The sequence below is a fragment of the Streptomyces sp. 891-h genome (assembly GCF_022760275.1).
GTDB lineage: Bacteria > Actinomycetota > Actinomycetes > Streptomycetales > Streptomycetaceae > Streptomyces > Streptomyces spirodelae.
Map to the genome: position 1 here is coordinate 2,052,645 of NZ_CP050693.1, position 22,914 is coordinate 2,075,558.

A 22,914-nucleotide genomic window follows, 5' to 3' on the forward strand; every position below is an offset into this window, starting at 1 on the left:
GGAAGAGCCCGGGCCCGCTACTTCACCGCGAGCGAGGTCCACGTCTTGATCCACTGCTCACGGTGCTCAGCGATCTTCTTCGGGTCCAGGGTGGCCGGGTCGTCGACCGTTTCGCCGTACTTGGTGAACAGCTTCGGCAGCTCGGCGTCCGCGCGGGCGGGGCTGACGAACATCTTCAGCGGCAGGTCCTCCTGGAACCGCTTGCTGAGCAGGAAGTCCAGCAGCGCCTTGCCGCCCTTGGTGTTCTTCGCGCCGTCGAGCAGCCCGGCGTACTCGGTCTGCTGGAAGCACGTGCCCTTGGCGACACCCGTCGGCGCCTGCTCGGGCGGGTTCTTCACGCCCATGACCTCGGCGGGCGGGCTGGAGGCATAGGAGACGACCAGGGGCTTGTCGCCCTTGCCCTTGCCTTCGCGGGAGCCCGTGAAGCGGTCGTTGTAGGCCTGCTCCCAGCTGCCGGCGACCTCCACCCCGTTACCGCGCAGCTTCTTCCAGTAGTCCTGCCAGTCCTTCTCGCCGAACTCGGTGACGCTCGCCAGCAGGAACGCCAGGCCGGGCGAGGAGTTGGCGGCGTCCTCGGTCACCAGCAGGTTCTTGTAGCGGTGCTTGGTCAGGTCCCGCAGGGTGCGCGGCGGGTCGAGCTTCTTGTCGGCGAACCACTCCCGGTCGTAGTTGACACACACGTTGCCGGTGTCGACCGGGGTGACCCGGTGCTTGTCCGGGTCGGCCTGGAGCCGCTCGGGGACCTTGTCGAGCCCCTTGGCCTTGTAGGAGGTGAAGACGCCCTTGTCGAGGGGGCGCGAGAGGAGGGTGTTGTCGACGCCGAAGAAGACGTCGCCCTGGGGGTTGCCCTTGTTGAGCACCGCCTGGTTGACGGCGGCCCCGGCGTCCCCGCCTCGCAGCACCTTGACCTTGTAGCCGCTGCGCTTCTCGAAGTCCTTCAGCACGGACTTCGAGACGGCGAACGAGTCGTGGGTGACCAGTCGGACGGTCTTGGGGTCCCCGCTGTCACCGGAGCCACCGCACGCGGTGGCGAGGAGGGCGAGGGTGAGGACAGCAGTGGTGGCGGCGGCAGCGCGCCGCGCGTGCTTCATCATCAGTGCATCGACTTCCTACCCGGCATGACCCGGGCGAGGTTCGAGGGTCTGCGACGCGTACGGGGCGTACGGTCGCACTCTCAGCGCTGTGAGCGCTCCCCTGTCGGCTGTTCGGTTTTGGCGGGCCGCCGGTGCGGCCCGTTCGAACACTATCAGTCGGGCCTTTTCGGCCAGAGATCAGCGGCCGGAAGCCAGATGTCAGAGGTCAGCGCTCGGTCGCCGCGAGCTGACCGCACGCACCGTCGATCTCCTGGCCCCGGGTATCCCGCACAGTCACCGGTACACCGTGCGATTCGAGCGTCCGCACGAACTCCGCCTCGTCCTCGGGCCGGGAGGCCGTCCACTTGGAGCCGGGGGTCGGGTTGAGCGGGATGAGGTTGACGTGCACCCGCTTGCCCTTCAGCAGCCGGCCCAGCAGGTCGGCCCGCCACGCCTGGTCGTTGATGTCCTTGATCAGCGCGTACTCGATGGAGACCCGGCGCCCGGACTTGGCCGCGTACTCCCAGGCGGCGTCCAGGACCTCGCGCACCTTCCAGCGGGTGTTGACCGGGACGAGGGTGTCACGCAGCTCGTCGTCGGGCGCGTGCAGGGAGAGCGCCAGCCGGCATTTGAAGCCCTCGTCGGCGAAGCGCAGCATCGCGGGCACCAGGCCGACCGTGGAGACGGTGATGCCCCGCTGGGAGAGCCCGAGGCCGTCCGGCTCGGGGTCGGTCAGCCGCCGGATGGCGCCGACCACCCGCTTGTAGTTGGCCAGCGGCTCGCCCATGCCCATGAAGACGATGTTCGACAGCCGTGCCGGTCCCCCCGGCACCTCGCCGTCCCGCAGGGCGCGCATTCCGTCGACGATCTGGTGGACGATCTCGGCGGTGGACAGGTTCCGGTCCAGACCCGCCTGCCCGGTGGCGCAGAACGGGCAGTTCATCCCGCATCCGGCCTGCGAGCTGATGCACATGGTGACCCGGTCCGGATACCGCATCAGCACCGACTCCACGAGCGTCCCGTCGTGCAGCCGCCACAGCGTCTTGCGGGTGGTGTCGTCGTCGCAGCTGATGTGCCGCACCACGCTCATCAGGTCGGGCAGCAGCTGGTCCGCGAGCTTCTGCCGGGCGGCGGCCGGGATGTCGGTCCACTGCTCAGGGGCGTGCGCCAGCCGCGCGAAGTAGTGCTGCGAGAGCTGCTTGGCGCGGAACGGCTTCTCACCGATCTCGGCGACCGCCTCCCGGCGCTCCTGGGGGGAGAGGTCGGCGAGGTGGCGGGGCGGCTTCTTCGCGCCGCGCGGGGCGACGAACGTGAGTTCTCCAGGGGCAGGCATAACTTCACCAGTGTCGCAGACCCGCGGGCGTCCCCGGCCCCGGGCTGCGGGGCCGGGTACCAGGTACGCTCAGCCCGCGCCGACGAAGATCACCAGCAGCAGCCACACCACCGGAGCGGTCGGCAGCAGCGAGTCGAGGCGGTCCATGATGCCGCCGTGTCCCGGCAGCAAGGTGCCCATGTCCTTGATGCCCAGGTCCCGCTTCATCATCGACTCGCCCAGGTCGCCCAGGGTGGCGCTGACCGAGACCGCCAGGCCCAGCAGCAGGCCCTGCCACCAGCTTCCGCCGTCGATCAGGAACTGGGTGCACAGCGCTCCCGCCACCATGGCGAACGTCACCGCGCCGATCAGCCCCTCGCGGGTCTTGCCGGGGCTGATCCGGGGCGCCAGTTTGTGCCGTCCGAAGCGCCAGCCCACCGCGTAGGCGCCGGTGTCGCTGACCACGGTGAGGATCAGGAACGTCAGCACCCGCTTCGGCCCGTCGTCGGCGGCCAGCATCAGGGCGACGAAGGTGGCGAGGAAGGGGACGTAGAAGGCGGCGAAGAGGCTCGCGGTCACATCCCGCAGATAGTCGGCCGCCGGCTGGGTCATCCGCCACGCCAGTACGGCGAGCGCCGTGAGCGCCATGGCCACCCACGCGCCCTCCGCGCCCCGTACGTATCCGGCGACCGTCATGGCCGCGCCGCCGAGCGCCAGCGGCACCAGCGGCACTCTGATGCTCTTGCGTTCCCGCAGCCGCGAGGTCAGCTCCCACAGCCCGACGACGACCGCCAGCACGATGACGCCGAGGAAGACCGGCTTGTAGAAGAAGAGCGCAGCCAGGATGACCACGCCGAGCCCCAGGCCGACCCCTATGGCGGCGCGCAGATCCCGGCCGGCGCGCTTCTTGCCCTGGCCCGTCCTGCTCTCTCCGGAGGGCGCGGGCGACGGGGCGCCCGGCTGCCGGGAGGCGCCTTCCGCCCCGTTCGGGTCGTTCGGCTGCGGGCCGCCGGGTGGACCGGCGGGGCCTGTGAAACCGGGGCCGTGGCGACGGTGGCGGCCTTCGTGGCCGTCTGACGCGTCACCGGGGCTCCCGGGGTCGGACACCATGGGCATACGCTGAGTCTGCGACGCGCCGCCGCCCACATCGTGCACGGTGCCGGTCACGTCGTGGGCGGACAGGTGACCATCGCCCGGGCGGGGCATCGCCGAAGGGGTGGCGTGGCCCGGCTCGGGCGGACCCCAGTACCGGGCGTTCCCCGCGTCCGGTTGCGGCGCTCCCCAGGATGAGTCGTTCACAGATTGCAGCCTTCGACCTCGGACCTTGAGACGGTGGGCTCAGACTTCGAGCAGCTCGGACTCCTTGTGCTTGAGCAGCTCGTCCACCTGTGCGACGTACTTGGCAGTGGTGTCGTCGAGCTCCTTCTCGCCCCTGCGGCCCTCGTCCTCACCGACCTCGCCGTCCTTGATGGCCTTGTCGATGGTCTCCTTGGCCTTGCGCCGGATGCTGCGGATGGAGATCTTGGCGTCCTCGCCCTTGCTCTTGGCGACCTTGATGTACTCCCGACGGCGCTCCTCGGTCAGCTCGGGGAACGTCACCCGGATGATATTGCCGTCGTTCGACGGGTTGACGCCCAGGTCCGAGTCGCGGATGGCCTGTTCGATGTTGCGCAGCGAGCTCTTGTCGAACGGAGTCACCACGGCCATCCTGGGCTCGGGGACGGAGAACGACGCCAGCTGGTTGATCGGCGTCATCGTGCCGTAGTACTCCGCCAAGATCTTGTTGAACATCGCCGGGTGCGCACGGCCGGTGCGGATAGCGGCGAAGTCCTCCTTGGCGACGACGACCGCCTTCTCCATCTTTTCCTCGGCTTCGAGGAGGGTCTCTTCGATCACCACGTGCTCCTGGTTCGATGAATGAGCCTGACTGCTTCATCCGGGGCTGTGAGCTGACGGCCGCCCCGCGGGAGCCCCGGCCCCCGCAGTGCCCTGATTCCTGCACGGTGTCCGACCGGCAGGCTGTTGTCCATCCCCGTACCGGGCCGTTCGTACGCCACGGTGTTGCCGACGGAGCCGGACGATCCCGGCGGACGCCGCTCCGCCGGACCGCGAGGCCGTCGACGGGGCCGCTCAGACCCGGGTGCCCTGGTTGCTCACCAGAGTGCCGATCTTCTCACCCTTGACCGCGCGGGCGATATTGCCTTCGGCGAGCAGCTCGAAAACGAGGATCGGGAGCTTGTTGTCACGGCAGAGGGTGATCGCTGTCATGTCGGCGACCTTGAGGTCGCGCGTGATGACCTCGCCGTACTCGAGCGCGTCGAACTTCACCGCCGCGGGGTTCCGCGCCGGGTCGGAGTCGTAGACGCCGTCCACGCCGTTCTTGCCCATGAGCATCACCTCGGCGTTGATCTCCAGAGCACGCTGGGCCGCGGTGGTGTCGGTGGAGAAGTACGGCATGCCCATACCGGCGCCGAAGATGACCACACGGCCCTTCTCCAGGTGCCGGATGGCGCGCAGCGGGATGTACGGCTCGGCGACCTGGCCCATGGTGATGGCGGTCTGGACGCGTGAGTCGATGCCCTCCTTCTCCAGGAAGTCCTGGAGCGCCAGGCAGTTCATGACGGTGCCGAGCATGCCCATGTAGTCGGAGCGGGCCCGGTCCATACCGCGCTGCTGGAGCTCGGCGCCGCGGAAGAAGTTGCCGCCGCCGATGACGACGGCCATCTCGGCGCCGTCACGGACGACCGAGGCGATCTCCCGGGCCATCTTGTGCACGACATCGGGGTCGACACCGAGTCCGCCGCCGCCGGCGAACGCCTCGCCGGAGAGCTTCAGCAGGAAGCGTCGCCGATGGTCACTGTCTTTGCCGGTGTCATTGCTGGTCATGGAGATCTCCTCGTGCACATACGAAAGAGGCCACTGCCGTCGGATCCTCGCGGTTCCCTCTGCGGCAATGGCCTCCTCGTCACAACTGCCCTGTGCCCGACCTTATCGGGCCCGTGCCGGTTCTGTGCGCGGTGCTCGGTGTATCCACCTCCGAGCGAACAGAACCGGCCTGCGGGATGCGTCAGGAACGGGCTCTCAGGCGCCGACGCGGAAGCGGGCGAAGCGCTTCAGCGAGACACCGGCCTCCTGGAGGACCTTCTGCACGGACTTCTTGTTGTCCTTGGCGAAGGGCTGGTCGAGGAGGGTGTTCTCCTTGAAGAAGCCGTTGACCCGGCCCTCGATGATCTTCGGCAGGGCCTGCTCGGGCTTGCCCTCCTCGCGGGCGGTCTCCTCGGCGATACGGCGCTCGTTGGCGACCGTCTCCTCCGGGATGTCCTCGCGGGTCAGGTACGCCGGGGCGAAGGCGGCGATGTGCTGCGCGACGTCCTTGGCGATCTCTTCGTTCGCCCCGTCGAGCTCGACCAGCACGCCGACCTGCGGGGGCAGGTCCGGGCTGGTGCGGTGCAGGTAGGAGCCGACGTAGGCGCCGGAGAACTGCGCGAAGCGGTCCAGCACGATCTTCTCGCCGAGGGTGGCGTTGGCCTCGTCGACGTACGCCTGGACGGTCGTGCCGGCCTCGATCTCGGAGGCGAGCAGCGCGTCGATGTCGGCCGGGGAGGTGGCCTCGACGTGCTTGGCGATCGCCTCGGCCACGGCGAGGAACTTCTCGCCCTTGGCCACGAAGTCGGTCTCGCACTTCAGCTCGACCAGCACGCCGGCGGAGTTGTCGTCGGCGATCCGGGCGATGACCGCGCCGTTCTCGGCCGTACGGCTCTCGCGCTTGGCGACGCCCTTCTGGCCCTTGACGCGCAGGATCTCCACGGCCTTGTCGACGTTGCCCTCGGCCTCGTCCAGCGCCTTCTTGCAGTCCATCATGCCGGCGCCGGTGAGCTCCCGGAGCTTCTTGACGTCGGCGGCGGTGTAGTTCGCCATGGTCTGTGAATCTCTTCTCGGAAAGTCGGTGAGAAAGTCGGTGGGGTTGGATCGGAGTCACATGGACCGGCTCAGCTCACGGCTGGACGGCGGGGGCGCCCGGCCCCCGCCGTCTCACCGCGAACCTGTGGGGTCCACGTGATCCACGTGGCCCGTGGGTCAGCCCTGCTCGGCGGGGGCAGCCGTCTGCTCGCCCTCGGCTGCGGCCGGCTGCGCCTCGGCGGCGGGCTGGGCCTCGCCCTCGGCGGGCTTCTCGGCGGCCTCGGCGGCCGGCTTCTCGGCGGCCTTCTCGCCCTCCAGGAGGTCACGCTCCCACTCGGCCAGCGGCTCACCGGCGGCCTTCTCGCCCTTGCCCTCACCGGCGCCGCCCGACGAGCGGGCGATCAGGCCCTCGGCCACGGCGTCGGCGATCACGCGGGTCAGCAGGGTGACGGAGCGGATCGCGTCGTCGTTGCCCGGGATCTTGTAGTCGACCTCGTCGGGGTCGCAGTTGGTGTCGAGGATCGCGACGACCGGGATGTTGAGCTTGCGCGCCTCGCCGACGGCGATGTGCTCCTTCTTGGTGTCCACGATCCAGACGGCGCTGGGCACCTTCTGCATCTCGCGGATACCGCCGAGGGTCTTCTCCAGCTTGGCCTTCTCGCGGGAGAGGACCAGCAGCTCCTTCTTGGTGAGGCCGGAGGCGGCCACGTCCTCGAAGTCGATCTGCTCCAGCTCCTTGAGGCGCTGCAGCCGCTTGTAGACCGTCGAGAAGTTGGTCAGCATGCCGCCGAGCCAGCGCTGGTTCACGTAGGGCATGCCCACGCGGGTGGCCTGCTCGGCGATGGCCTCCTGGGCCTGCTTCTTGGTGCCGACGAACATGATGGAGCCGCCGTGCGCGACGGTCTCCTTGACGAACTCGTAGGCGCGGTCGATGTACGACAGCGACTGGAGCAGGTCGATGATGTAAATGCCGTTGCGCTCGGTGAAGATGAAGCGCTTCATCTTCGGGTTCCAGCGGCGGGTCTGGTGCCCGAAGTGGACGCCGCTCTCCAGCAGCTCCCGCATCGTGACGACGGCCATGGCCGTTCTCCTTGGTTACTCGGTTGTCGTCAGCGGAGGCCGGACGGCCCCCGCTTGCCTGACGCCCCTGGCGCGCCGCCCGGGAGGTCCGGCTGGGCCGGGACCGTTCCTGGGACCGAGATGCGCGGCCACCGGGTGAGGGTGGCGGGGCGTGCGAAGTCAGCCCGGTCACCCGGGCCGCACCAGCAGTGTACGGGACCGGGGAGGTCGGCCGCGCCCCGGCGGGGGCCGACAGCCGTCCGGCAGGGGGCCGGCCGGTGCGCGGCCATATCCGCTCGGACGGGTGACGGCGTTGTCCACAACTGGGCAGTTACCCACAGATCCTGGCCAAGATCCCCGCCGACGGGCAAACCGCGCCACCGTTCTCGGCATGGATCAGCACAGACTCCAGTACGAGAGGGCTGGGTCCGGCCTGGACCAGAAGGCCGGGTCCGGCCGGAGGCTTCGGCGGCCGGGTGGTCCGGTGCGGCCCCGGGTGGGACGCCGGGCAGTGTGGTGCGCCGCGGTGTCGGCGGTGGCCCTGCTGGTCGCCGTACTGGCCGCCGTCCTGCCTGTGGCCTGGCTGCCCGGACAGGCGACCGCCGCCCTGCCCGGCACCGTCCGGGCCACGAGGCCTCCCGCACCCGACGATCTCCTCACGCCCGCGGGTGCGGGAGTCATACCCGCCGACGCGAATACCGGCGCTGGCCGGGAGGTCGGACACCGTCGCGCAGGGCACCGGCGGGGCGGCGCGGTGGCCGGGCGGGCGTGGCCGGTCGAGGGTGCGGACGGTGCGCGACGCCCTTGGGTGTCACGCGGCTGGGATCCGCCGCCTGAGCCGTGGGCGGCGGGCCACCGCGGAGTCGATCTCGCGGCCCGTCCGGGCCGACCGGTGCGGGCGGTGGCGGACGGCCGGGTCTCGTTCGCGGGGAAGGTGGCCGGGCGGGGTGTGGTGTCCATCGAGCTCAGGGGCACCGGGCGACCGCCGCTGCGGACGACGTATCAGCCGGTGCGGCCGTCGGTGCGCAAGGGGGATCGGGTGCGGGCCGGTGAGCAGGTGGGGACTGTGCAGCGCGGCGGCCACTGTCCGCACACCTGTCTGCACTGGGGGCTGCTGCGCGGGGACCGCTACCTCGACCCGCTCTCTCTCCTACCGGGCGCGCTCCTCGGCGGCCCCTCGCGGCTGCTGCCGGTCCTTGGAGTGCCACTGCCGGGTTCCGGCGGCGGGCGGCCGGAGAGGGAGGCCGACCTGCAGCTCGCCCCGGGATCGTGGGCCGCGGCCCCGGGCAGGCCTCAGGGCGCGACGGGCTGGGTGGCGGCGCTGGCACTCGCCCTGGGCGCGGCCTGGGCGCACCGGCGGCTGTGCGGCACGGCGCGGGGCGGCGGCACCGACTCCGGTACCGCCCGCCGCACAGGACGGTCGGCCGGAGACCGCGGAGCGGGCGGCTTCCCCAGGTTCCTCGTCAGCCCCGCACGCCGTTCAGCGCCATGGAGACGGCGGCTTCGGCGATCTCTTCGGGATCTTCGGCCGCCCCGAGCTCGATACGGCGCACCCCCGCGTCCACCACGCCCTGCAACAGCATGGCGGCGAGCCGGGGCTGGGCATGGCCGAGCTCGCCGAGGGCCTCGACCACCATGGAGATCAGCCCTCCGTGCGCGGCGCGGATCCGCTCACGGGCCCCCGCGTCCAGCTCGCCGGCGGAGATCGCGACGACGGCGCGGTGCCTGCGGTCGCCCACGAGGGCGAGCTGCGTGCGGACGTAGGCCTCGACCTGGCCCTCCGGGCTCGCGGCGGCCCGCATGGCCGACTCGACCTCGGCGGCCCACACCGGGAAGTCGACGGCGCACAGCTCTTCGACCACTGCGGCGCGGGAGCGGAAGTACTCATAGACGGAGGAGCGCGCGAGGCCGGTCCGCTGGGCGAGGGCGGGGAAGGTCAGGGCTTCCGTACCGCCCTCGGACAGCAGAGACCTGGCGGCGTCCAGCAAGGCCGCGCGCTGCATGGTCCGGTGCTCGGCCACGGAGGCCGCTCGAATCCTGGGCACGCCCCTAGCTTACGAAGAGGAGGTCGAGAGTTGCACGGGTGCGGGGCGACCGGTCCGGTCAGCGGCCGGCGTCGGCCAGTTTGGCGCGGAGCTGCAGAACCGATTTGGTGTGGATCTGGCTGACCCTGCTCTCGGTGACGCCGAGCACCTGGCCGATCTCGGCGAGGGTGAGCCCTTCGTAGTAGTAGAGGGTCACGACGGTCTTCTCGCGGTCGGGGAGGGTGTTGATGGCGCGTGCGAGCAGCCGGCGCAGCTCGCGGTCCTCGGCGACCTCCACCGGGTTGTCGGCGGCGGTGTCCTCCAGGGTGTCCACCAGGCTGAGCCGGTCACCGCCGTCGCCGCCGACGTGCAGCAGCTCCTCCAGGGCCACGACGTTGGCCAGCGACAACTGGCTGAAGACACCGTGCAGTTCCTCCATCTCGATACCCATCTCCTCGGCTACCTCCGCCTCGGAGGGGCTGCGGCGGAGCCGGGCTTCGAGAGTGGCGTAGGCGCGCTCCACGGCGCGTGCCTTCTGCCGCACCGAGCGGGGGATCCAGTCCAGGGCACGCAGTTCGTCGATCATGGCCCCCCGGATGCGGGTGATGGCGTAGGTCTCGAACTTGATGGAGCGGGAGGGGTCGAACTTCTCGATGGCATCGATGAGTCCGAAGACTCCGGAGGAGACGAAGTCGGCCTGTTCCACATTGGGCGGCAGGCCGACACTCACCCTGCCCGCGACGTACTTGACCAGCGGCGAGTAGTGCAGGATGAGCTGTTCGCGCAGCCTGCTGTCCGCCGTGGCCTTGTAGGACCGCCAGAGTTCATCCAGCGAGCTGGGCGCAGTCCTGGGCGTGTCGTCGTCGACCACGGTGCGTGCGGCTGCGGCGGCCGCTGCGGCTGTGCGGTCGGGCCCGGAGGTGTGCTGAGGCATACGTCGCCTTGAGCCGTTCTGCTGGGTAGTGGTGGTCTGTTGGTGTGCGGTTGGTGTGTCTCGTTGCGAGATGATGTGAGCGTAGCGTGACCACGGCGTCGCAGTCTGCGACGTATCGTTCTTTCAGTCTGCGCTGGCGTGCTCCTTTCCGCGGTGGCTCGGCAGCGCCGGAAGCGGACGCGGTGCGGATGACCGGGCACGGGGCCAGGGTGCGGTGCCCTGCGGGGACCGTGCCGCCCCGGCGAGCGCGCACAGCTCAGCCTTTCACCCGATAGCCCCAGGTCAAGGACCGCCTCATCACTCGATGGAGTGCCCCTTGCGGCGCGGGGCCAACTGCCAGCGGTCCCCGTCGCGTTCGACGAAGCCGAGTGCCCGCAGCTCATGGAGCCGCGCGAGGACCTCACCCGGTGGCACGCCCGCGGAGCACGCGATGCGGGCGGGGTCGTACGCCCCGCGCCCGGGGAGCGCTTCGAGGACCCGCGCCGCATCGGGACTCAAGGCGTCGCGCGGCACGGCCGGTCCGCGCCGCTCAGGAGCCAGCTCGCCCACCATGCCCACCTGCTCGATCACTTCGGCGGCGTCGGTGACCACGGTCGCCTCGCCGCGCAGGAGTTCGTGCACGCCCTGGGAGAGCCCGGAGGTGACCGGACCCGGCATCCCCATCAGGTGCCGACCCAGCCCGAGGGCGCGACGGGCGGTGACCAGGGCTCCGCTGCGCAGAGCCGCCTCCACCACGACCGTTCCCCGGGTGAGCGCGGCGATCACCCGGTTCCGCAGCACGAACCGGCTACGGGTGGGATGGTCCCCCGGCGGGAGCTCGGCGACCAGCAGACCGCGCTCCCCCAGCGCGCGGATCAGCTCCTGGTGGCCCGGCGGGTAGGCGACGTCCACGCCGCACGCCAGCACCCCGACGGTGGGCCCGCGCACGGCCAGGGCTCCCCGGTGCGCGGCGGCGTCCACCCCGTAGGCGGCGCCGGAGACGACCGTCCAGCCCCGTTCGGCGAGCCCCGCGCCCAGCAGGGCCGCGCAGTGCGCCCCGTACTCGGTGCAGGCCCGGGCTCCGACAACGGCCACCGAGCGCAGCGCCCACACCCGGAGCGAGGCCGTTCCCCGCACCCACAGTCCGAACGGCCTCGCGTGCCCCAAGTCATCGAGCTGCCGGGGCCATTCGGCGTCCCCGGGGCAGACGAAGCGGCCGCCGCTTCCCACGATGGCGGCCAGATCCGTGTGCGGCTGCGCACGGGCGGCCCGCAGCCGCAGTCCCGCCCAGCGCCGTTCCCCGGCGCCGGTGAGCGGCGGACCGCTGCCGGTCACCGCCTCCACCACCTCGCACGCCCCGTAGGTGGCGAGCCACCGTCCGACCAGTTCGTCCCCCGGCTCGGCGATCCGCGTCAGCGCCGCTCGCGCGAGCCGCTCCGCCTCAACCGGCCCCGGCACCGCACCGCTACGGTCCCGCTCCGGCGCGGCCGGGCCCACCGGGTCAACCGGGCCGCCGTTGTCGGCTCGGTCGGCTCGGTCAGCCCGGTCGGCTCGGCTCGTCCGGTCGACTCGGGCGGCCCGGCCCATCCGATCCGCCCGGCCCGCTCCGTCCGCTCGGTCCGCACGCCCCGCTTGCTCCATCCGGTCCGCCTGGTCCACCCGTTCCGTTCGGGCCGTCGGGTCCATCCCGTCTGTGCGGCCCGGCGGGCTCACCGTGCGGGTGCCCGGGTGGGTCCGTCGCGTGGTCGGTGCGGAGGTGGCCGAGTGCGGTCGTGGCCGGTGCCGCACGGCTGTCCTGGGGCGTGCGGCCCTCTGGGGTGGCCGCTCCTCGCTGCGTCGGTGCTGGGGAGCGGCTGCCGGCTCGTCCGCTTCCGTCCGGCCGGTCCCCGGCCGCGGGTTCCGGGCCGTCATGCGGGGATGTCCGGGACGAGGGCGGGGCTCCGGCGGACGCCGGTCCTCAGTGCCAGGGCTACGTTGACGTCGTCCCGGGTGGGCCGGGGGTGGCCCGCCAGGTCGGCGACCGTCCAGGCGACCCGTAGCACCCGGTCGAGGCCGCGCGCTGTCAGCAGGCCCCGTTCCAGTTCGTCCTCGGCCTCGGTGAGGGCCTTGGGACAGGCGGGGTGACGGGTGCGCAGTTCGTGCCCTGGCACCTCGTTGTTGGTCTTCCACGGAGTGCCCGCGTACCGTGCCGCCGCGCGCTCCCTGGCCTCCAGCACCCGCGCCGCCACAACGGCTGTCGACTCGGCCCGGCCGTCCACAGCGGCCAGTTCGGAGCGGGCGAGCGGTTCCACGCTGACGCGGAGGTCGACACGGTCCAGCAGAGGCCCGGACAGCCGCGCCCGGTAGCGGCGCACCGAGGCGGGCCGACACTCGCACCCGCCCACAGTGCTGCCGTGCCGTCCGCAAGGACACGGGTTGGCCGCCAGCGCGAGCAGGAACCGGGCGGGCATCCGCATCATCCCCGCAGCCCGTGCCACGACGACATACCCGGACTCCAGCGGCTGCCGCATGGCATCCAGCACCTGAGCTCCACATTCGGCAGCCTCGTCCAGGAAGAGCACTCCGTTGTGCGCCAGGGAGACGGCACCGGGGCGCGGCAGCCCGGAGCCGCCGCCGACCAGCGCCGCCATGGTGGCCGAGTGGTGGGGTGCGCAGTAGGGCGGCCGGGCGACCAGTGGCTGGCCGGGCGGCAGGGCGCCCGCGACCGAGTGCACCGCCGTGACCTCCAGCGACTCCTTCCGGCTGAGCGGGGGCAGGAGCCCCGGCAGCCGTTCGGCGAGCATGGTTTTCCCGGCCCCGGGAGGGCCCTTGAAATAGATGTGGTGCCGTCCGGCCGCAGCGATCTCCAGGGCGCGGCGCGCATGGCTCTGTCCTGCGACGTCGGCGAGGTCCACGGGGCGCTCCTCGCCCAGCAGGCCGGTGAGGCCCGGTGCCGCCATGGGCAGGCCGGCCAGACCGGCGTGTGCGGCCTCCGGGAGTCCTTCGGCGGCCGGGTCGGGCTCCTCGGGCACCGGCTCGTCGGTCAGCACCGCGATGAGCTGGCGCAGGCTACGGACGCCGAGCACCGAGACATCCGGGACCAGCGCCGCTTCGGCTGCCGTCTGCTCGGGCACGACCACCTGCCGGTATCCGGCATCGGCAGCCGCCAGCACGGCGGGGAGGACACCGCGGACCGGCAGTACCCGGCCGTCCAGCCCGAGTTCGCCGATCATCACGACACCGGCGATCTCCCGTGGGTCGATCCGTTCCGCCGCCGCGAGTACCGCGCAGGCGACCGCGATGTCGAACCCGCTGCCTCCCTTGGGCACCGAGGCGGGGCTGAGGCCGACGGTGAGCTTCTTCTGCGGCCAGGGCACACCGGAGTTGACCACCGCGGCCCGCACCCGGTCCCGGCTCTCCGTCAAGCTCTTGTCGGGCAGTCCGACCAGGGTGAAGGCGGCGACACCCGGCTCCAGATCGGCCTGCACCTCGACCGGCACCCCCTCGACCCCGACCAGTGCGACTGCGTACGTACGGGCGAATGCCATCAGCCGACCCCTCGCACGTGCTGCACCACGGGGGCGCCCCGGTCCGGCAGGACCACCCCTACGAGATCGATCCGCACCCCGCCGGTGGGAGGGCGGCCGTAGCGGGCGACCCAGCACTCGCTGAGCCAGCGTGCCGCCAGCCGCCGCAGCCTGGCCGTCTTCATCGGTGGCAGGCTCTCCATGGGGTGCTGGAAGGGAGAGGCACGGCGGGATTTGACCTCGCAGATCACGACCGCGTCCGCATCCCGCGCGATGATGTCGATCTCGCCTTCGGCGCAGCGCCAGTTCCGCTCCAGGATCGCCATGCCGGCTTCGCGCAGTCGCCGCGCCGCCAGGTCTTCTCCGTACCGCCCCAGAGCCCCCTTGGCACAGGAAGGGGCCGACGCCCGGCGAGGCCGCGTGCCCCGCTGCCCGGCAGTCCGCTGCCCGGCAGTCCGCTGTCCGGCACTCCCCGGGCCGGTACTCCCCCGACCGGCACTCCGCCCTCCAGCACTCCCCCGACCGGCGTTCCGCTCTCCGGCGCTCCGGCCGGGGTTCCGCTCCCCCGCACTCGCCCGGCCGACATTCCGCTGCCCGGCACGGTCCCGGCTCATGCCCGGGCGGCCGCTCTTCCGCGTCTCGCTGGTGTTCATACGGCACCACCTCCGACGCCGACTGTGGCGGCATCGGAGGTGGCTTGGGGATCTTGCTCTGCTTCTGTGGAGAACCCGGCGGTTGTGGACAACTCCGTCACCCGCCGGAGTGAACGGCCGGGTGAACGGCCGGGTGAGCGGGCAGGTCAGCCCTTGAAGCCCGAGTCCTCCGGCAGGTCCAGCTCGCTCTTGTTGAGCTCTTCGATGTTCACATCCTTGAACGTGAGCACTCGTACCTGTTTGACGAACCGGGCCGGCCTGTACATGTCCCAGACCCACGCGTCCGCCATCGACACCTCGAAGAAGACCTCGCCCTGAACCGAGTGGACCTGCATCTCGTAGTCGTTGGTCAGATAGAAACGCCGGTCGGTCTCGATCACGTATTTGAACAGCCCGACGACGTCTCTGTACTCCCTGTAGAGCTTCAGCTCCATCTCGGTCTCGTACTTTTCGAGGTCCTCGGCGCTCATGGCATGTTCCCCTTCAGCCGTGCGTCCCCCCATTGTGCGTCACCCTGGGCGGCGTCGGGCCGATGTCGCGCGCCGCCGCGCGAGCGGTCCGTACGCGGCACCGCCCAGCACCAGCGCGGCCCCCGCGATCACGGCGGTCAGCGCCAGCGGGAGCGGTCCGCGATCCGAGGTCCCGCCGGGCATGTCGGCGAACCCGCCCGCCTCCGGCAGCATTCCGAAGGCGCCGACGGGCCAGGCTATTGCGTCGACGCGGGCCTCGACCGCGGAGCGCGGCACGGCACCGTGGTCGGCGTCCTCCAGATGCACCCGGGAGTCGAGAGAGGCCTCCCGGTTGTCCCCCAGCAGGAAGAGCTTGCCCTTGGGCACACGCGTGGGTTCGAAGGGACGCTGCGAGTCGCTGCCGTGGGTGCGCAGATAGGGCTCGTCGACCGGCTCGCCGTTGACGGTCAGCCGTCCCTTCCGGTCGCAGCACGCCACCTTGTCGCCGCCGACCCCCACCACGCGCTTGACCATGGGCACCGAGCCCCAGACCGAGTCCCGGAAGACGACGACATCGCCGCGACGCACCTCGTCGCCGTCCGCCCGCTCGGCCAGCACCCGGGCGCCGGAGCGGACGGTCGGGTCCATGGAGTCGGTGGGCACCGTATAGGGCTTGTAGAAGACGGCAGCCCAGATGAAGCCGCCGAGGAAGAGCACAGACCCGAGGGCCACGGCCAGCCCGGACAGTCGGTTGCCCAGGCGGCTGCGGCCCTCTTCGGTTCGTTCCGTACTGCTCACTTCCGCACTCCTCCGCCCTCCGGGACGCCCGCCGCTCTCCGGAGCGTCCCGAAGGCCTCGTCAGTCTGCCTCGGCGCAGACCGCTGACCCTACCGGGGAGTACAGGAGGCCGTCAGCCCTCGGCCGACGGGTAGGACGAGGAATGCGCGGGGGAAGCCGTCCCGGCCGGGGAAGCGGCCGCCTTCGTCCCCGCCGCGGGCGCCGCCTGGTGCAGCCGTCGGCGCCGCCGCCACAGCACCAGCGGGACGGCGCCCGCGAGCCCGAGCGCGCCGGGCGCGGCGCTCAGCGCGCGCGACTGGACACCCTGCTGGTCGAAGGTCTCGGGCACCGGCAGCGTGCCCCAGCGGTCGATCGGCCACGCCTTGACGATCGCCCGGCCGACCACCTGCTTCTCCGGGACGAAGCCGTCCCCTGGCTGGTTCTGGTGGTAGCGGGAGTCGAGGGAGTCCTGGCGGTGGTCGCCCATCACCCACAGCTTGCCCTTGGGCACCTTGACCGGACCGAACGGCTTGTCGTCGCAGGAGGAGTTGCCGGGGAAGACGTACGAGGACTCGTCCAGCGCGGTGCCGTTGACCCGCACCGTGCCGCCCTTCTTGCACTCGACGGTGTCCCCACCGACCGCGATGACCCGCTTGATCAGGTCCTTCTCGTTGGCGGACGGCATCAGGCCGATGAAGCTGAGCGCTGTCTGGAGGAAGTTCTCCTCGACATGCGCCTCGGGGAGCCAGCCGCCCGGGTCGTGGAAGACGATGACCTCGCCGCGCTCGGGCGTGGACCCGAACCACGGGGTCAGCTTGTCGACCAGCACCCGGTCACCGCGCTGCAGCGTGTTCTGCATCGAGTCGGAGGGGATGGAGAACGCCTGGACGAGGAAGGTCTTGATGATCAGGGCCAGGATGAGCGCGATGCCGATGAGCATCGGCAGTTCCTTCCAGAACGCGCGCTGCTTCTTCACCGGCTTCTTGCCACCCGGATCGTTCTCGCCATCCGGATCGTTCCTGCCGTCCGTATCCTGCTGGTCATCCGGACCCTTCCGGTCGCCCACGTCCTTGTGGAGGCGTGGGCCCTCCGTCGGCGAAGCCGCTCCCGCGTCCGAGTCCGGCGCCCGGTGGTCAGGGCCGGGGCGGGGACCCCGCGGGCCGTCCCCGTCGGCACCCGAGCTCGCTGCCGTCCCGTCAGTATCGGCGGTCACACTGTCACTCTCTCTTTCCACGGCCGGTGGTCCTTCGTCGCCCGTCCTGCCGTCCGTACCAGGACGTTCGTCCTCCGGGTACCCGGAACCGGACCGCTTGCCGACCGCCAAGTCCCCCACATCCACTCCTCACACTGCGCATTCGCCTGTTCCTCCAGCGGTACAGGCCCACCATTCCCATAACGAGCGGAAGTTCCGCTGAGAACGGGAGTTGCGCCACTCGATTGTCCCGGTTCACGGAGGTGGCGGCGGCCACGCCACCGGGATCGGGCACCGAAGCATAGGTATCCGGCTCTTCGAGCCGCCTCCAATGGTCGAACGGCCAGGCGATGACAATCGCTCTGCCAACGATTCGGTCCTCCCCGATCGTTCCTCGGTCGGGCTCTTCCAAGTGGTAACGGGAGTCGGCCGAGTTGGCGCGGTGGTCCCCCATCACGAACACGCGTCCCACGGGTACGGTCACCTTGAACTTCATCCGGGACGGCTTGTTGCCCGGATGGATGTACGGCTCGTCCAGCGCCCTGCCGTTCACGGTGACGCGGCCCTGTTTGTCGCAGCAGCGCACGGTGTCCCCACCGACGCCGACAACACGTTTGATCAGATCCTGTTCGTCGTCCGAGGGCAGCAGCCCGATGAACGTCAGGAACTCCTTGCCCTGCTTGACCCCCGCCGGCGGGTCCGCGGTGTCCTTCTTCTCGTCCTTCAGCCAGCCGCCCGGGTCCTGGAAGACCACCACGTCCCCGCGGTGCGGCTTGGCGCCGAACCAGGGGGTGAGCTTGTCCACCGCCACCCGGTCCCCGATCCGGATGGTCTGCTCCATCGAGCCGGAGGGGATCACGAACGCCTGGACGAGGAAGGTCTTGAGCACCCACGCGATCAGCAGCGCGACGCCGACGAGTATCGGGATCTCCTTGGTCGCGGAGAGCCTGCGGCGGCGCTTGATGCGCTTCGCGGCACGACGGCGATCGGCCCGCCCCTGGCCAGCCCGGCGCAGCGGCGACTCCTGGTCCTCGGCGCCGCTGGTCGCGGTGTCCCCGAGCGCGCTCGCGGGCTCTCCGGCCCCGGGAGCACGGGCCGCGGGCTGCGCGTGCGCCTCGGGAGGCACGTGCGACTCGGGTCGCACAGGGGGTGCCGGGTCGGGGTACGGCTGGGAATAGTCGTACGGCTCCGTGTACGGATAGGGCTCGGCCTGCGGATAGGGCCGCGCGTGCGGATACGGTTCGGCACTCGGGTACGGCTCGTTCGGATACGGTTCCGCACTCGGCGGATACGGCTCCGCGTTCGAGTACGGCGAACCATGAGCGGACGGGTCCGAGCCGGCCGGATCAGAGCCGGACGGCTGCCGAGGCTGCTGCCACCGGTCGTACGCGCCGGGTGCCCCGTACCACCCGGGCCCCGCCCGGTACCCACCGGGACCCTCATACCCGAAGTCCCTGAAATCCCCGAAGTCCCCGAAGGGGCGCTCCGGCTCAGCCATCGCCGCCGCCTGCCCCCGCAGGCACCGATCCGATGCGGCTCAGTGGCCAGCCGATCCAGTCGGCTCGTCCGATCACCCGCTCGACCGGAACGGTGCCGCCGCCGGGGTCGCCGAGGTGGTCACGGGAGTCGCTGGAGCGTGAGCGGTAGTCGCCCATCACCCACAGGCGTCCCTCGGGGACCCTGATGTCGAAGGGCACTGCGGAGGGCGCGTTGCCCGGGTGCAGGTAGTCCTCGTCCACGGGCCGGCCGTTCACCTCGATCCTCCCCCGTCTGTCGCAGCAGCGCACCCGGTCGCCGCCGACTCCGATCACGCGCTTCACATAGTCGGTCTCGGAGGGCGGCACCAACCCCGTCGCGGCGCCGGCCTTGCGCAGCGCCGTGATCACCGGGTTCGCGTCGGGGTCGGCCTCCCCTGAGAAGGAGTTGGTGCCGTCGAAGACCACGACGTCCCCACGCTGCGGACCGTCGCCGAACCGGTAGGCCAGCTTGTTCACCAGCACCCGGTCCCCGACGCGCAGGGTCGGGTCCATCGAGGAACTCGGGATCAGAAAAGGTTGCACGATGAACGCGCTCGTCAGCAAGAGCGCCACCAGCACGGATCCCACCGACAGCCCCAGACGCACAGAGCGCGACCTGTCCTTCTTTCCCGGTACGGGAAAGGAGGAACGGTCGCGCTCCGGTGTGTCGTGCTGTTCCTCGGTCTCCATCGAGCGGAAGCCTAACCGGCTCGCCGGGCGCCGAGGACGCGAGCTCAGCTCTCGCGCTTCTCCTTGATCTTGGCGGCCTTGCCGCGCAGCTCGCGCAGGTAGTACAGCTTGGCGCGACGGACGTCACCGCGGGTCACGACCTCGATCTTCTCGACGATCGGGGTGTGGACCGGGAAGGTGCGCTCGACGCCGACGCTGAAGCTGACCTTGCGGACCGTGAAGGTCTCCCGCACGCCCGAGCCCTGGCGGCGGATGCAGACGCCCTTGAACTGCTGGACACGGGAGCGGTTGCCCTCGATGACGCGGACGTGCACGTTGACCGTGTCACCGGGGCGGAAGGCCGGTACGTCCTTGCGCAGGGAGGCGGAGTCGACGCTGTCGAGAAGGTGGGACATGTCCGTCTGCTTTCCTCGCTGATGCCACAGGTCATCAACGGAATCGTGGTGGTGATCCTGGGAGCCGCCACTCTCGGCGGGCGTCGGTCCCCCTGTGGCAGGGTCGCGCGCCGGAGGTGAGGCAACAGCTCATTCTTCCATGGGCAGCACGCGCGGCCAAAATCGGCCGCCTGTTCCGCACGGCCTCACCGGCGGCCGGGCCTCACCCGAAGCCGGGGGACACACCTGCGAACCCGGCGCCCCTACTCCGCCGGGTGCCAGCGCCCGTCCGTGCCCTGCCGCCAGCCCAGCCCCTCCAGGGTGGCCCGGTCGTGCTTGTCGAGGCCTTCCGGGTCGCAGCGTTCGATCAGGTCCGGCCGGTTGGCCACCGTCCGTGCGAACGCCTGGTCGCGCCGCCAGCGGGCGATCCTGCCGTGGTGGCCGCTCAGCAGCACCTCGGGGATGCCACGGCCGCGCCACTCGGGCGGCTTGGTGTAGACGGGGCCCTCCAGCAGGTTGGCCATGGTGCCCGGTGCGAACGAGTCGTCCTGGTGGGAGGCGGCGTTGCCGAGCACGCCGGGCAGCAGCCGGGCGATGGCCTCGACCATGACCAGGACGGGGGCCTCCCCGCCGGCGAGCACATAGTCGCCGATGGAGACCTCGCGCACATCGAGCCGGTCCGCGTACTCCTCGATGACGCGGCGGTCGATGCCCTCGTAGCGGGCCGGGGTGAAGACCAGCCACGGCTTGTCCGCCAGCTCGACGGCCAGCTCCTGGGTGAACGGGCGGCCGCTGGGAGTGGGGACGACGAGCACGGGCGGTTCCTGATCCGGCTCGCCCGTCGCCAGCACCTCGTCCAGCGCCTCGCCCCAGGGCTCCGGTTTCATGACCATGCCGGGGCCGCCGCCGTAGGGCGTGTCGTCGACGGTGTTGTGCCGGTCGTGTGTCCACGTCCGCAGGTCGTGCACGCGGACATCGAGTACGCCGCGCGCCCGGGCCTTGCCGACCAGTGAGACGTTCAGCGGCTCAAGGTACTCGGGGAAGATCGTGACGACGTCGAGCCTCACCGGGTGCTCTCCCGGCCCGGCCCCGCCGCCCCGCCCCCGGCTTCGCCGTTCGCGCCCGACCCGCCGGTCTCCTCGGCCTCCCCGGTCTCCTCGGCCTCCCCGGTCTCCTCGGCTTCACCGGGCCCACCGGCCTCATCGGTCCCGCCGACCTCGTCTGCCTCTCCGGTCTCCTCACCGAGCAGCCCGGGCGGCGGGTCGACGACCGCGCGCTGCGCCTCCAGGTCGATCTCGGGGACGATCTCGCTGACGAACGGGATCAGCACCTCGCCGCCGTCCTCGCGGCGTACGACCAGCAGGTCCTGGGCCGGCAGGTGGGCGACGCTCTCGATACGGCCGACGACCGTGCCGTCCACCGTCACGACCTCCAGGTCCTCCAGCTGGTGGTCGTAGAACTCCTCGGGGTCCTCGGGACGCTCGTCGGGGTCGATCTCGGCGACGAGCAGGGTGTTGCGCAGGGCCTCGGCCGCGGTGCGGTCGTGCACGCCTTCGAAGCGCAGCAGCAGCCGTCCGCTGTGCACTCGCCCGGAGGCGATGGTGAGCGGTCCCGCGGTGGGCGGGTCGGTGGTCAGCACGGCACCGGGGGCGAGCCGCAGTTCGGGCTCGTCGGTCCTGACCTCGACCGTGACCTCGCCCTTGATGCCGTGGGCGCGGCCGATCCGCGCGACGACTAGCTGCACTGTGCTTCTCCGTGCTCGGTTCCGTGCTCGATGGGTGTCGGTGGTCTCAGGGGTGTCGCTGGTCTCAGAAAGGTGCGGGCGCGACAACGGGCCGGGGACGGCTTGGCTGCCGTCCCCGGCCCGTGCCGGTGCTGCATGCTGCGCTTCAGCGGACCTGGTCCACGTCGACGAGGTCGACGCGGATGCCCCGCCCGCCGAGCGCGCCCACGACGGTGCGCAGAGCGCGCGCGGTGCGCCCGTTACGGCCGATCACCTTGCCGAGGTCGTCGGGGTGCACCCGGACCTCCAGCACACGGCCGCGACGGAGGTTGCGGGACGCGATCTGCACCTCGTCGGGGTGGTCGACGATGCCCTTCACCAGGTGCTCGAGGGCCTCCTCGAGCATCCTCAGGCCTCGGTGGACTCGGTGGCGGCCGAAGCGTCGGTCGACTCGCCGGCGTCCGCCTTCTTGTCGGCCTTGTCAGCCTTCTTCGCCTTGGGGGTGATGGCCTCACCCTTCGGCTCGTCGGCGGACTCCTTGGCAGCGGCCTCGAAGAGGGCGCGCTTGTCGGCCTTCGGCTCGGCGACCTTCATCGGCTCCGGGGCCGGCAGACCCTTGAACTTCTGCCAGTCGCCGGTGACCTTGAGGATGGCCTCGACCGGCTCGGTCGGCTGGGCGCCGACGCCGAGCCAGTACTGGACACGCTCCGAGTCGACCTCGATGCGCGAGGGGTTCTGCACCGGGTGGTACAGGCCGATCTCCTCGATGGCCCGGCCGTCACGGCGGGTACGGGAGTCGGCGACGATGATGCGGTAGTGAGGCGAACGGATCTTGCCCAGACGCTTCAGCTTGATCTTGACTGCCACGGGTGTGGTGTCTCCTGGTCTTGACGTGGGTGGACACGGCGGACTGCCACGTGGGGTTGTAGCGCCGGGTGCCCGAATGGACGCGTCAGCCGGAGGAGAGAGGGGTCCTGTGCGGCTGCCGAGTTCAGCCGACCATGATGCCACACCGCACGGGCCCGGCAGAAACCGCCCCGGGCCCGGACGGGCGGACGCGCGGGGGTCAGCCGACGGCCATCGGCTCCGCAGCCGGCGCCGGGGCCGGCTCTGCGGGGATACGGAACTGCTTTCCGCAGGCTCCGCACATGATCGGGGCCTGGGCCAGCACGGAGGGGACGACGCGGACGTTGCGCCCGCAGTCGCAGACGGCCTTGACCCGGACACCACCCCCGGAGGAGCCGTGCCGCGCGGCGGGGCCGCGGAAGCTGCGCCCGGTGTCGGTCTCCGTGGCGGCGCTGTACGCCTTCAGGGCCCGCTGGAGGCGCTCGACGGTGGGGCGGTATCGCCTTCTCGTCTCGGGCGTGAGCACCACGAGCGAGAAGCCGCTGCTGGGGTGCGGCTCCTCAGGGTGATCAAGGCCGAGCTCCTCGGCGATCGCCAGGAAGCGGCGGTTGTGGTAGCGGCCCGCCCGTGAGGTGTCCCGGATGCCGCGGGCCGCGGCGATGCCGTGGACTGCCTCATGGAGCAGCCGTTCGAACGAGAGCCCGGTGCCGCAGGCGGACGAGGACTCTCCGATGAGTGATTCGGGCGCGGCCAGATCCGGCAGCTCGGGGTGGTGCCGTTGAATGTCGGCCCAGGCGGCTGCCAGCTCGGCGGCGAGAACTGGTGGTGTCGTGCTCACGTCGTCTCCAACGAGCGGAGGTGCCTTCGTGTTCCGATTACGGGCCATCGCAAATATTTTGCACGTAC

At 71.1% G+C, this 22,914-nt stretch carries 23 protein-coding genes, 1 pseudogene and 1 riboswitch; of the genes and pseudogenes, 1 reads left to right on the forward strand and 23 read right to left on the reverse strand.

Annotated elements, in window-relative coordinates; all coding sequences use genetic code 11:
* Nucleotides 1–17 precede the first annotated feature (17 nt).
* The 7 genes from HC362_RS08575 to rpsB form a co-directional block, all read right to left on the reverse strand.
* Complete coding sequence (locus HC362_RS08575; RefSeq protein ID WP_243083313.1) at nucleotides 18–1,094, reverse strand: thiamine ABC transporter substrate-binding protein; 1,077 nt, start codon at nucleotides 1,092–1,094, stop codon at nucleotides 18–20.
* Nucleotides 1,090–1,206, reverse strand: a riboswitch (TPP riboswitch). Its footprint overlaps the gene before it by 5 nt.
* Before the next feature lie 93 nt (nucleotides 1,207–1,299).
* Nucleotides 1,300–2,406 carry a 23S rRNA (adenine(2503)-C(2))-methyltransferase RlmN gene (gene rlmN, locus HC362_RS08580; protein ID WP_243083314.1) on the reverse strand — a complete coding sequence of 369 codons (1,107 nt, stop codon included), beginning with the start codon at nucleotides 2,404–2,406 and terminating at the stop codon, nucleotides 1,300–1,302.
* 69 nt (nucleotides 2,407–2,475) lie between these two features.
* Nucleotides 2,476–3,684, reverse strand: coding sequence for a phosphatidate cytidylyltransferase (locus HC362_RS08585; protein WP_243083315.1), 1,209 nt, complete (start codon nucleotides 3,682–3,684; stop codon nucleotides 2,476–2,478).
* 39 nt (nucleotides 3,685–3,723) lie between these two features.
* On the reverse strand, nucleotides 3,724–4,281 hold the full coding sequence (gene frr, locus HC362_RS08590) for a ribosome recycling factor (protein ID WP_209267741.1): 558 nt from the start codon (nucleotides 4,279–4,281) through the stop codon (nucleotides 3,724–3,726).
* Between the two features lie 234 nt (nucleotides 4,282–4,515).
* Nucleotides 4,516–5,271 (reverse strand): UMP kinase, encoded by a 756-nt coding sequence (gene pyrH / locus HC362_RS08595; RefSeq protein ID WP_243083316.1) that lies wholly within the window; start codon nucleotides 5,269–5,271, stop codon nucleotides 4,516–4,518.
* A gap of 195 nt (nucleotides 5,272–5,466) precedes the next feature.
* A complete protein-coding gene (gene tsf, locus HC362_RS08600; RefSeq protein ID WP_243083317.1) occupies nucleotides 5,467–6,303 on the reverse strand; it encodes a translation elongation factor Ts in 837 nt (278 codons plus the stop codon).
* Between the two features lie 159 nt (nucleotides 6,304–6,462).
* Nucleotides 6,463–7,365 carry a 30S ribosomal protein S2 gene (gene rpsB / locus HC362_RS08605; RefSeq protein WP_243083318.1) on the reverse strand — a complete coding sequence of 301 codons (903 nt, stop codon included), beginning with the start codon at nucleotides 7,363–7,365 and terminating at the stop codon, nucleotides 6,463–6,465.
* A gap of 778 nt (nucleotides 7,366–8,143) precedes the next feature.
* On the opposite strand from rpsB, the pseudogene HC362_RS08610 reads away from it, so the two are divergent.
* Nucleotides 8,144–8,557 (forward strand): annotated as a pseudogene (locus tag HC362_RS08610) (M23 family metallopeptidase); the annotation flags it as partial.
* A gap of 250 nt (nucleotides 8,558–8,807) precedes the next feature.
* Here the strand turns inward: HC362_RS08610 and HC362_RS08615 are convergent.
* The 16 genes from HC362_RS08615 to HC362_RS08690 form a co-directional block, all read right to left on the reverse strand.
* Nucleotides 8,808–9,347 (reverse strand): TetR/AcrR family transcriptional regulator, encoded by a 540-nt coding sequence (locus HC362_RS08615; protein WP_243088438.1) that lies wholly within the window; start codon nucleotides 9,345–9,347, stop codon nucleotides 8,808–8,810.
* Nucleotides 9,348–9,447: 100 nt separating this feature from the next.
* Nucleotides 9,448–10,302, reverse strand: a complete 855-nt coding sequence (whiG, locus tag HC362_RS08620) for an RNA polymerase sigma factor WhiG (RefSeq protein WP_243083319.1) — start codon at nucleotides 10,300–10,302, stop codon at nucleotides 9,448–9,450.
* 297 nt (nucleotides 10,303–10,599) lie between these two features.
* Nucleotides 10,600–11,868 carry a DNA-processing protein DprA gene (dprA, locus tag HC362_RS08625; protein ID WP_243083320.1) on the reverse strand — a complete coding sequence of 423 codons (1,269 nt, stop codon included), beginning with the start codon at nucleotides 11,866–11,868 and terminating at the stop codon, nucleotides 10,600–10,602.
* Between the two features lie 320 nt (nucleotides 11,869–12,188).
* Nucleotides 12,189–13,808 carry a YifB family Mg chelatase-like AAA ATPase gene (locus tag HC362_RS08630; RefSeq protein WP_243083321.1) on the reverse strand — a complete coding sequence of 540 codons (1,620 nt, stop codon included), beginning with the start codon at nucleotides 13,806–13,808 and terminating at the stop codon, nucleotides 12,189–12,191.
* Nucleotides 13,808–14,164, reverse strand: coding sequence for a YraN family protein (locus HC362_RS08635; protein ID WP_209267792.1), 357 nt, complete (start codon nucleotides 14,162–14,164; stop codon nucleotides 13,808–13,810). Before HC362_RS08635 ends, HC362_RS08630 begins: the two co-directional genes overlap by 1 nt.
* A gap of 422 nt (nucleotides 14,165–14,586) precedes the next feature.
* On the reverse strand, nucleotides 14,587–14,910 hold the full coding sequence (locus HC362_RS08640; protein WP_027735391.1) for a DUF2469 domain-containing protein: 324 nt from the start codon (nucleotides 14,908–14,910) through the stop codon (nucleotides 14,587–14,589).
* Between the two features lie 39 nt (nucleotides 14,911–14,949).
* A complete protein-coding gene (gene lepB / locus HC362_RS08645; protein WP_243083322.1) occupies nucleotides 14,950–15,687 on the reverse strand; it encodes a signal peptidase I in 738 nt (245 codons plus the stop codon).
* Between the two features lie 112 nt (nucleotides 15,688–15,799).
* Nucleotides 15,800–16,879, reverse strand: a complete 1,080-nt coding sequence (gene lepB, locus HC362_RS08650; protein WP_243083323.1) for a signal peptidase I — start codon at nucleotides 16,877–16,879, stop codon at nucleotides 15,800–15,802.
* Nucleotides 16,880–16,883: 4 nt separating this feature from the next.
* A complete protein-coding gene (gene lepB, locus HC362_RS08655; protein WP_243088439.1) occupies nucleotides 16,884–17,873 on the reverse strand; it encodes a signal peptidase I in 990 nt (329 codons plus the stop codon).
* Nucleotides 17,874–18,348: 475 nt separating this feature from the next.
* Nucleotides 18,349–19,065 carry a signal peptidase I gene (gene lepB, locus HC362_RS08660; protein ID WP_243083324.1) on the reverse strand — a complete coding sequence of 239 codons (717 nt, stop codon included), beginning with the start codon at nucleotides 19,063–19,065 and terminating at the stop codon, nucleotides 18,349–18,351.
* Between the two features lie 44 nt (nucleotides 19,066–19,109).
* The gene (gene rplS / locus HC362_RS08665) at nucleotides 19,110–19,460 is read right to left on the reverse strand and encodes a 50S ribosomal protein L19 (RefSeq protein WP_209213468.1); all 351 of its coding nucleotides are present in this window, start codon (nucleotides 19,458–19,460) and stop codon (nucleotides 19,110–19,112) included.
* A 242-nt stretch (nucleotides 19,461–19,702) separates the two neighbouring features.
* Nucleotides 19,703–20,506: a tRNA (guanosine(37)-N1)-methyltransferase TrmD gene (gene trmD, locus HC362_RS08670; RefSeq protein WP_243083325.1), complete on the reverse strand. Its 804-nt coding sequence runs from the start codon at nucleotides 20,504–20,506 to the stop codon at nucleotides 19,703–19,705.
* Entirely contained in the window at nucleotides 20,503–21,183 is a 681-nt protein-coding gene (rimM, locus tag HC362_RS08675) for a ribosome maturation factor RimM (protein ID WP_243083326.1), read from the reverse strand. Before rimM ends, trmD begins: the two co-directional genes overlap by 4 nt.
* Nucleotides 21,184–21,328: 145 nt before the next feature.
* Entirely contained in the window at nucleotides 21,329–21,568 is a 240-nt protein-coding gene (locus HC362_RS08680; protein ID WP_099884612.1) for an RNA-binding protein, read from the reverse strand.
* Nucleotides 21,569–21,570: 2 nt separating this feature from the next.
* On the reverse strand, nucleotides 21,571–22,029 hold the full coding sequence (gene rpsP, locus HC362_RS08685; protein WP_209267752.1) for a 30S ribosomal protein S16: 459 nt from the start codon (nucleotides 22,027–22,029) through the stop codon (nucleotides 21,571–21,573).
* Nucleotides 22,030–22,228: 199 nt separating this feature from the next.
* The gene (locus HC362_RS08690) at nucleotides 22,229–22,894 is read right to left on the reverse strand and encodes a hypothetical protein (RefSeq protein ID WP_209267753.1); all 666 of its coding nucleotides are present in this window, start codon (nucleotides 22,892–22,894) and stop codon (nucleotides 22,229–22,231) included.
* Nucleotides 22,895–22,914: the final 20 nt, after the last annotated feature.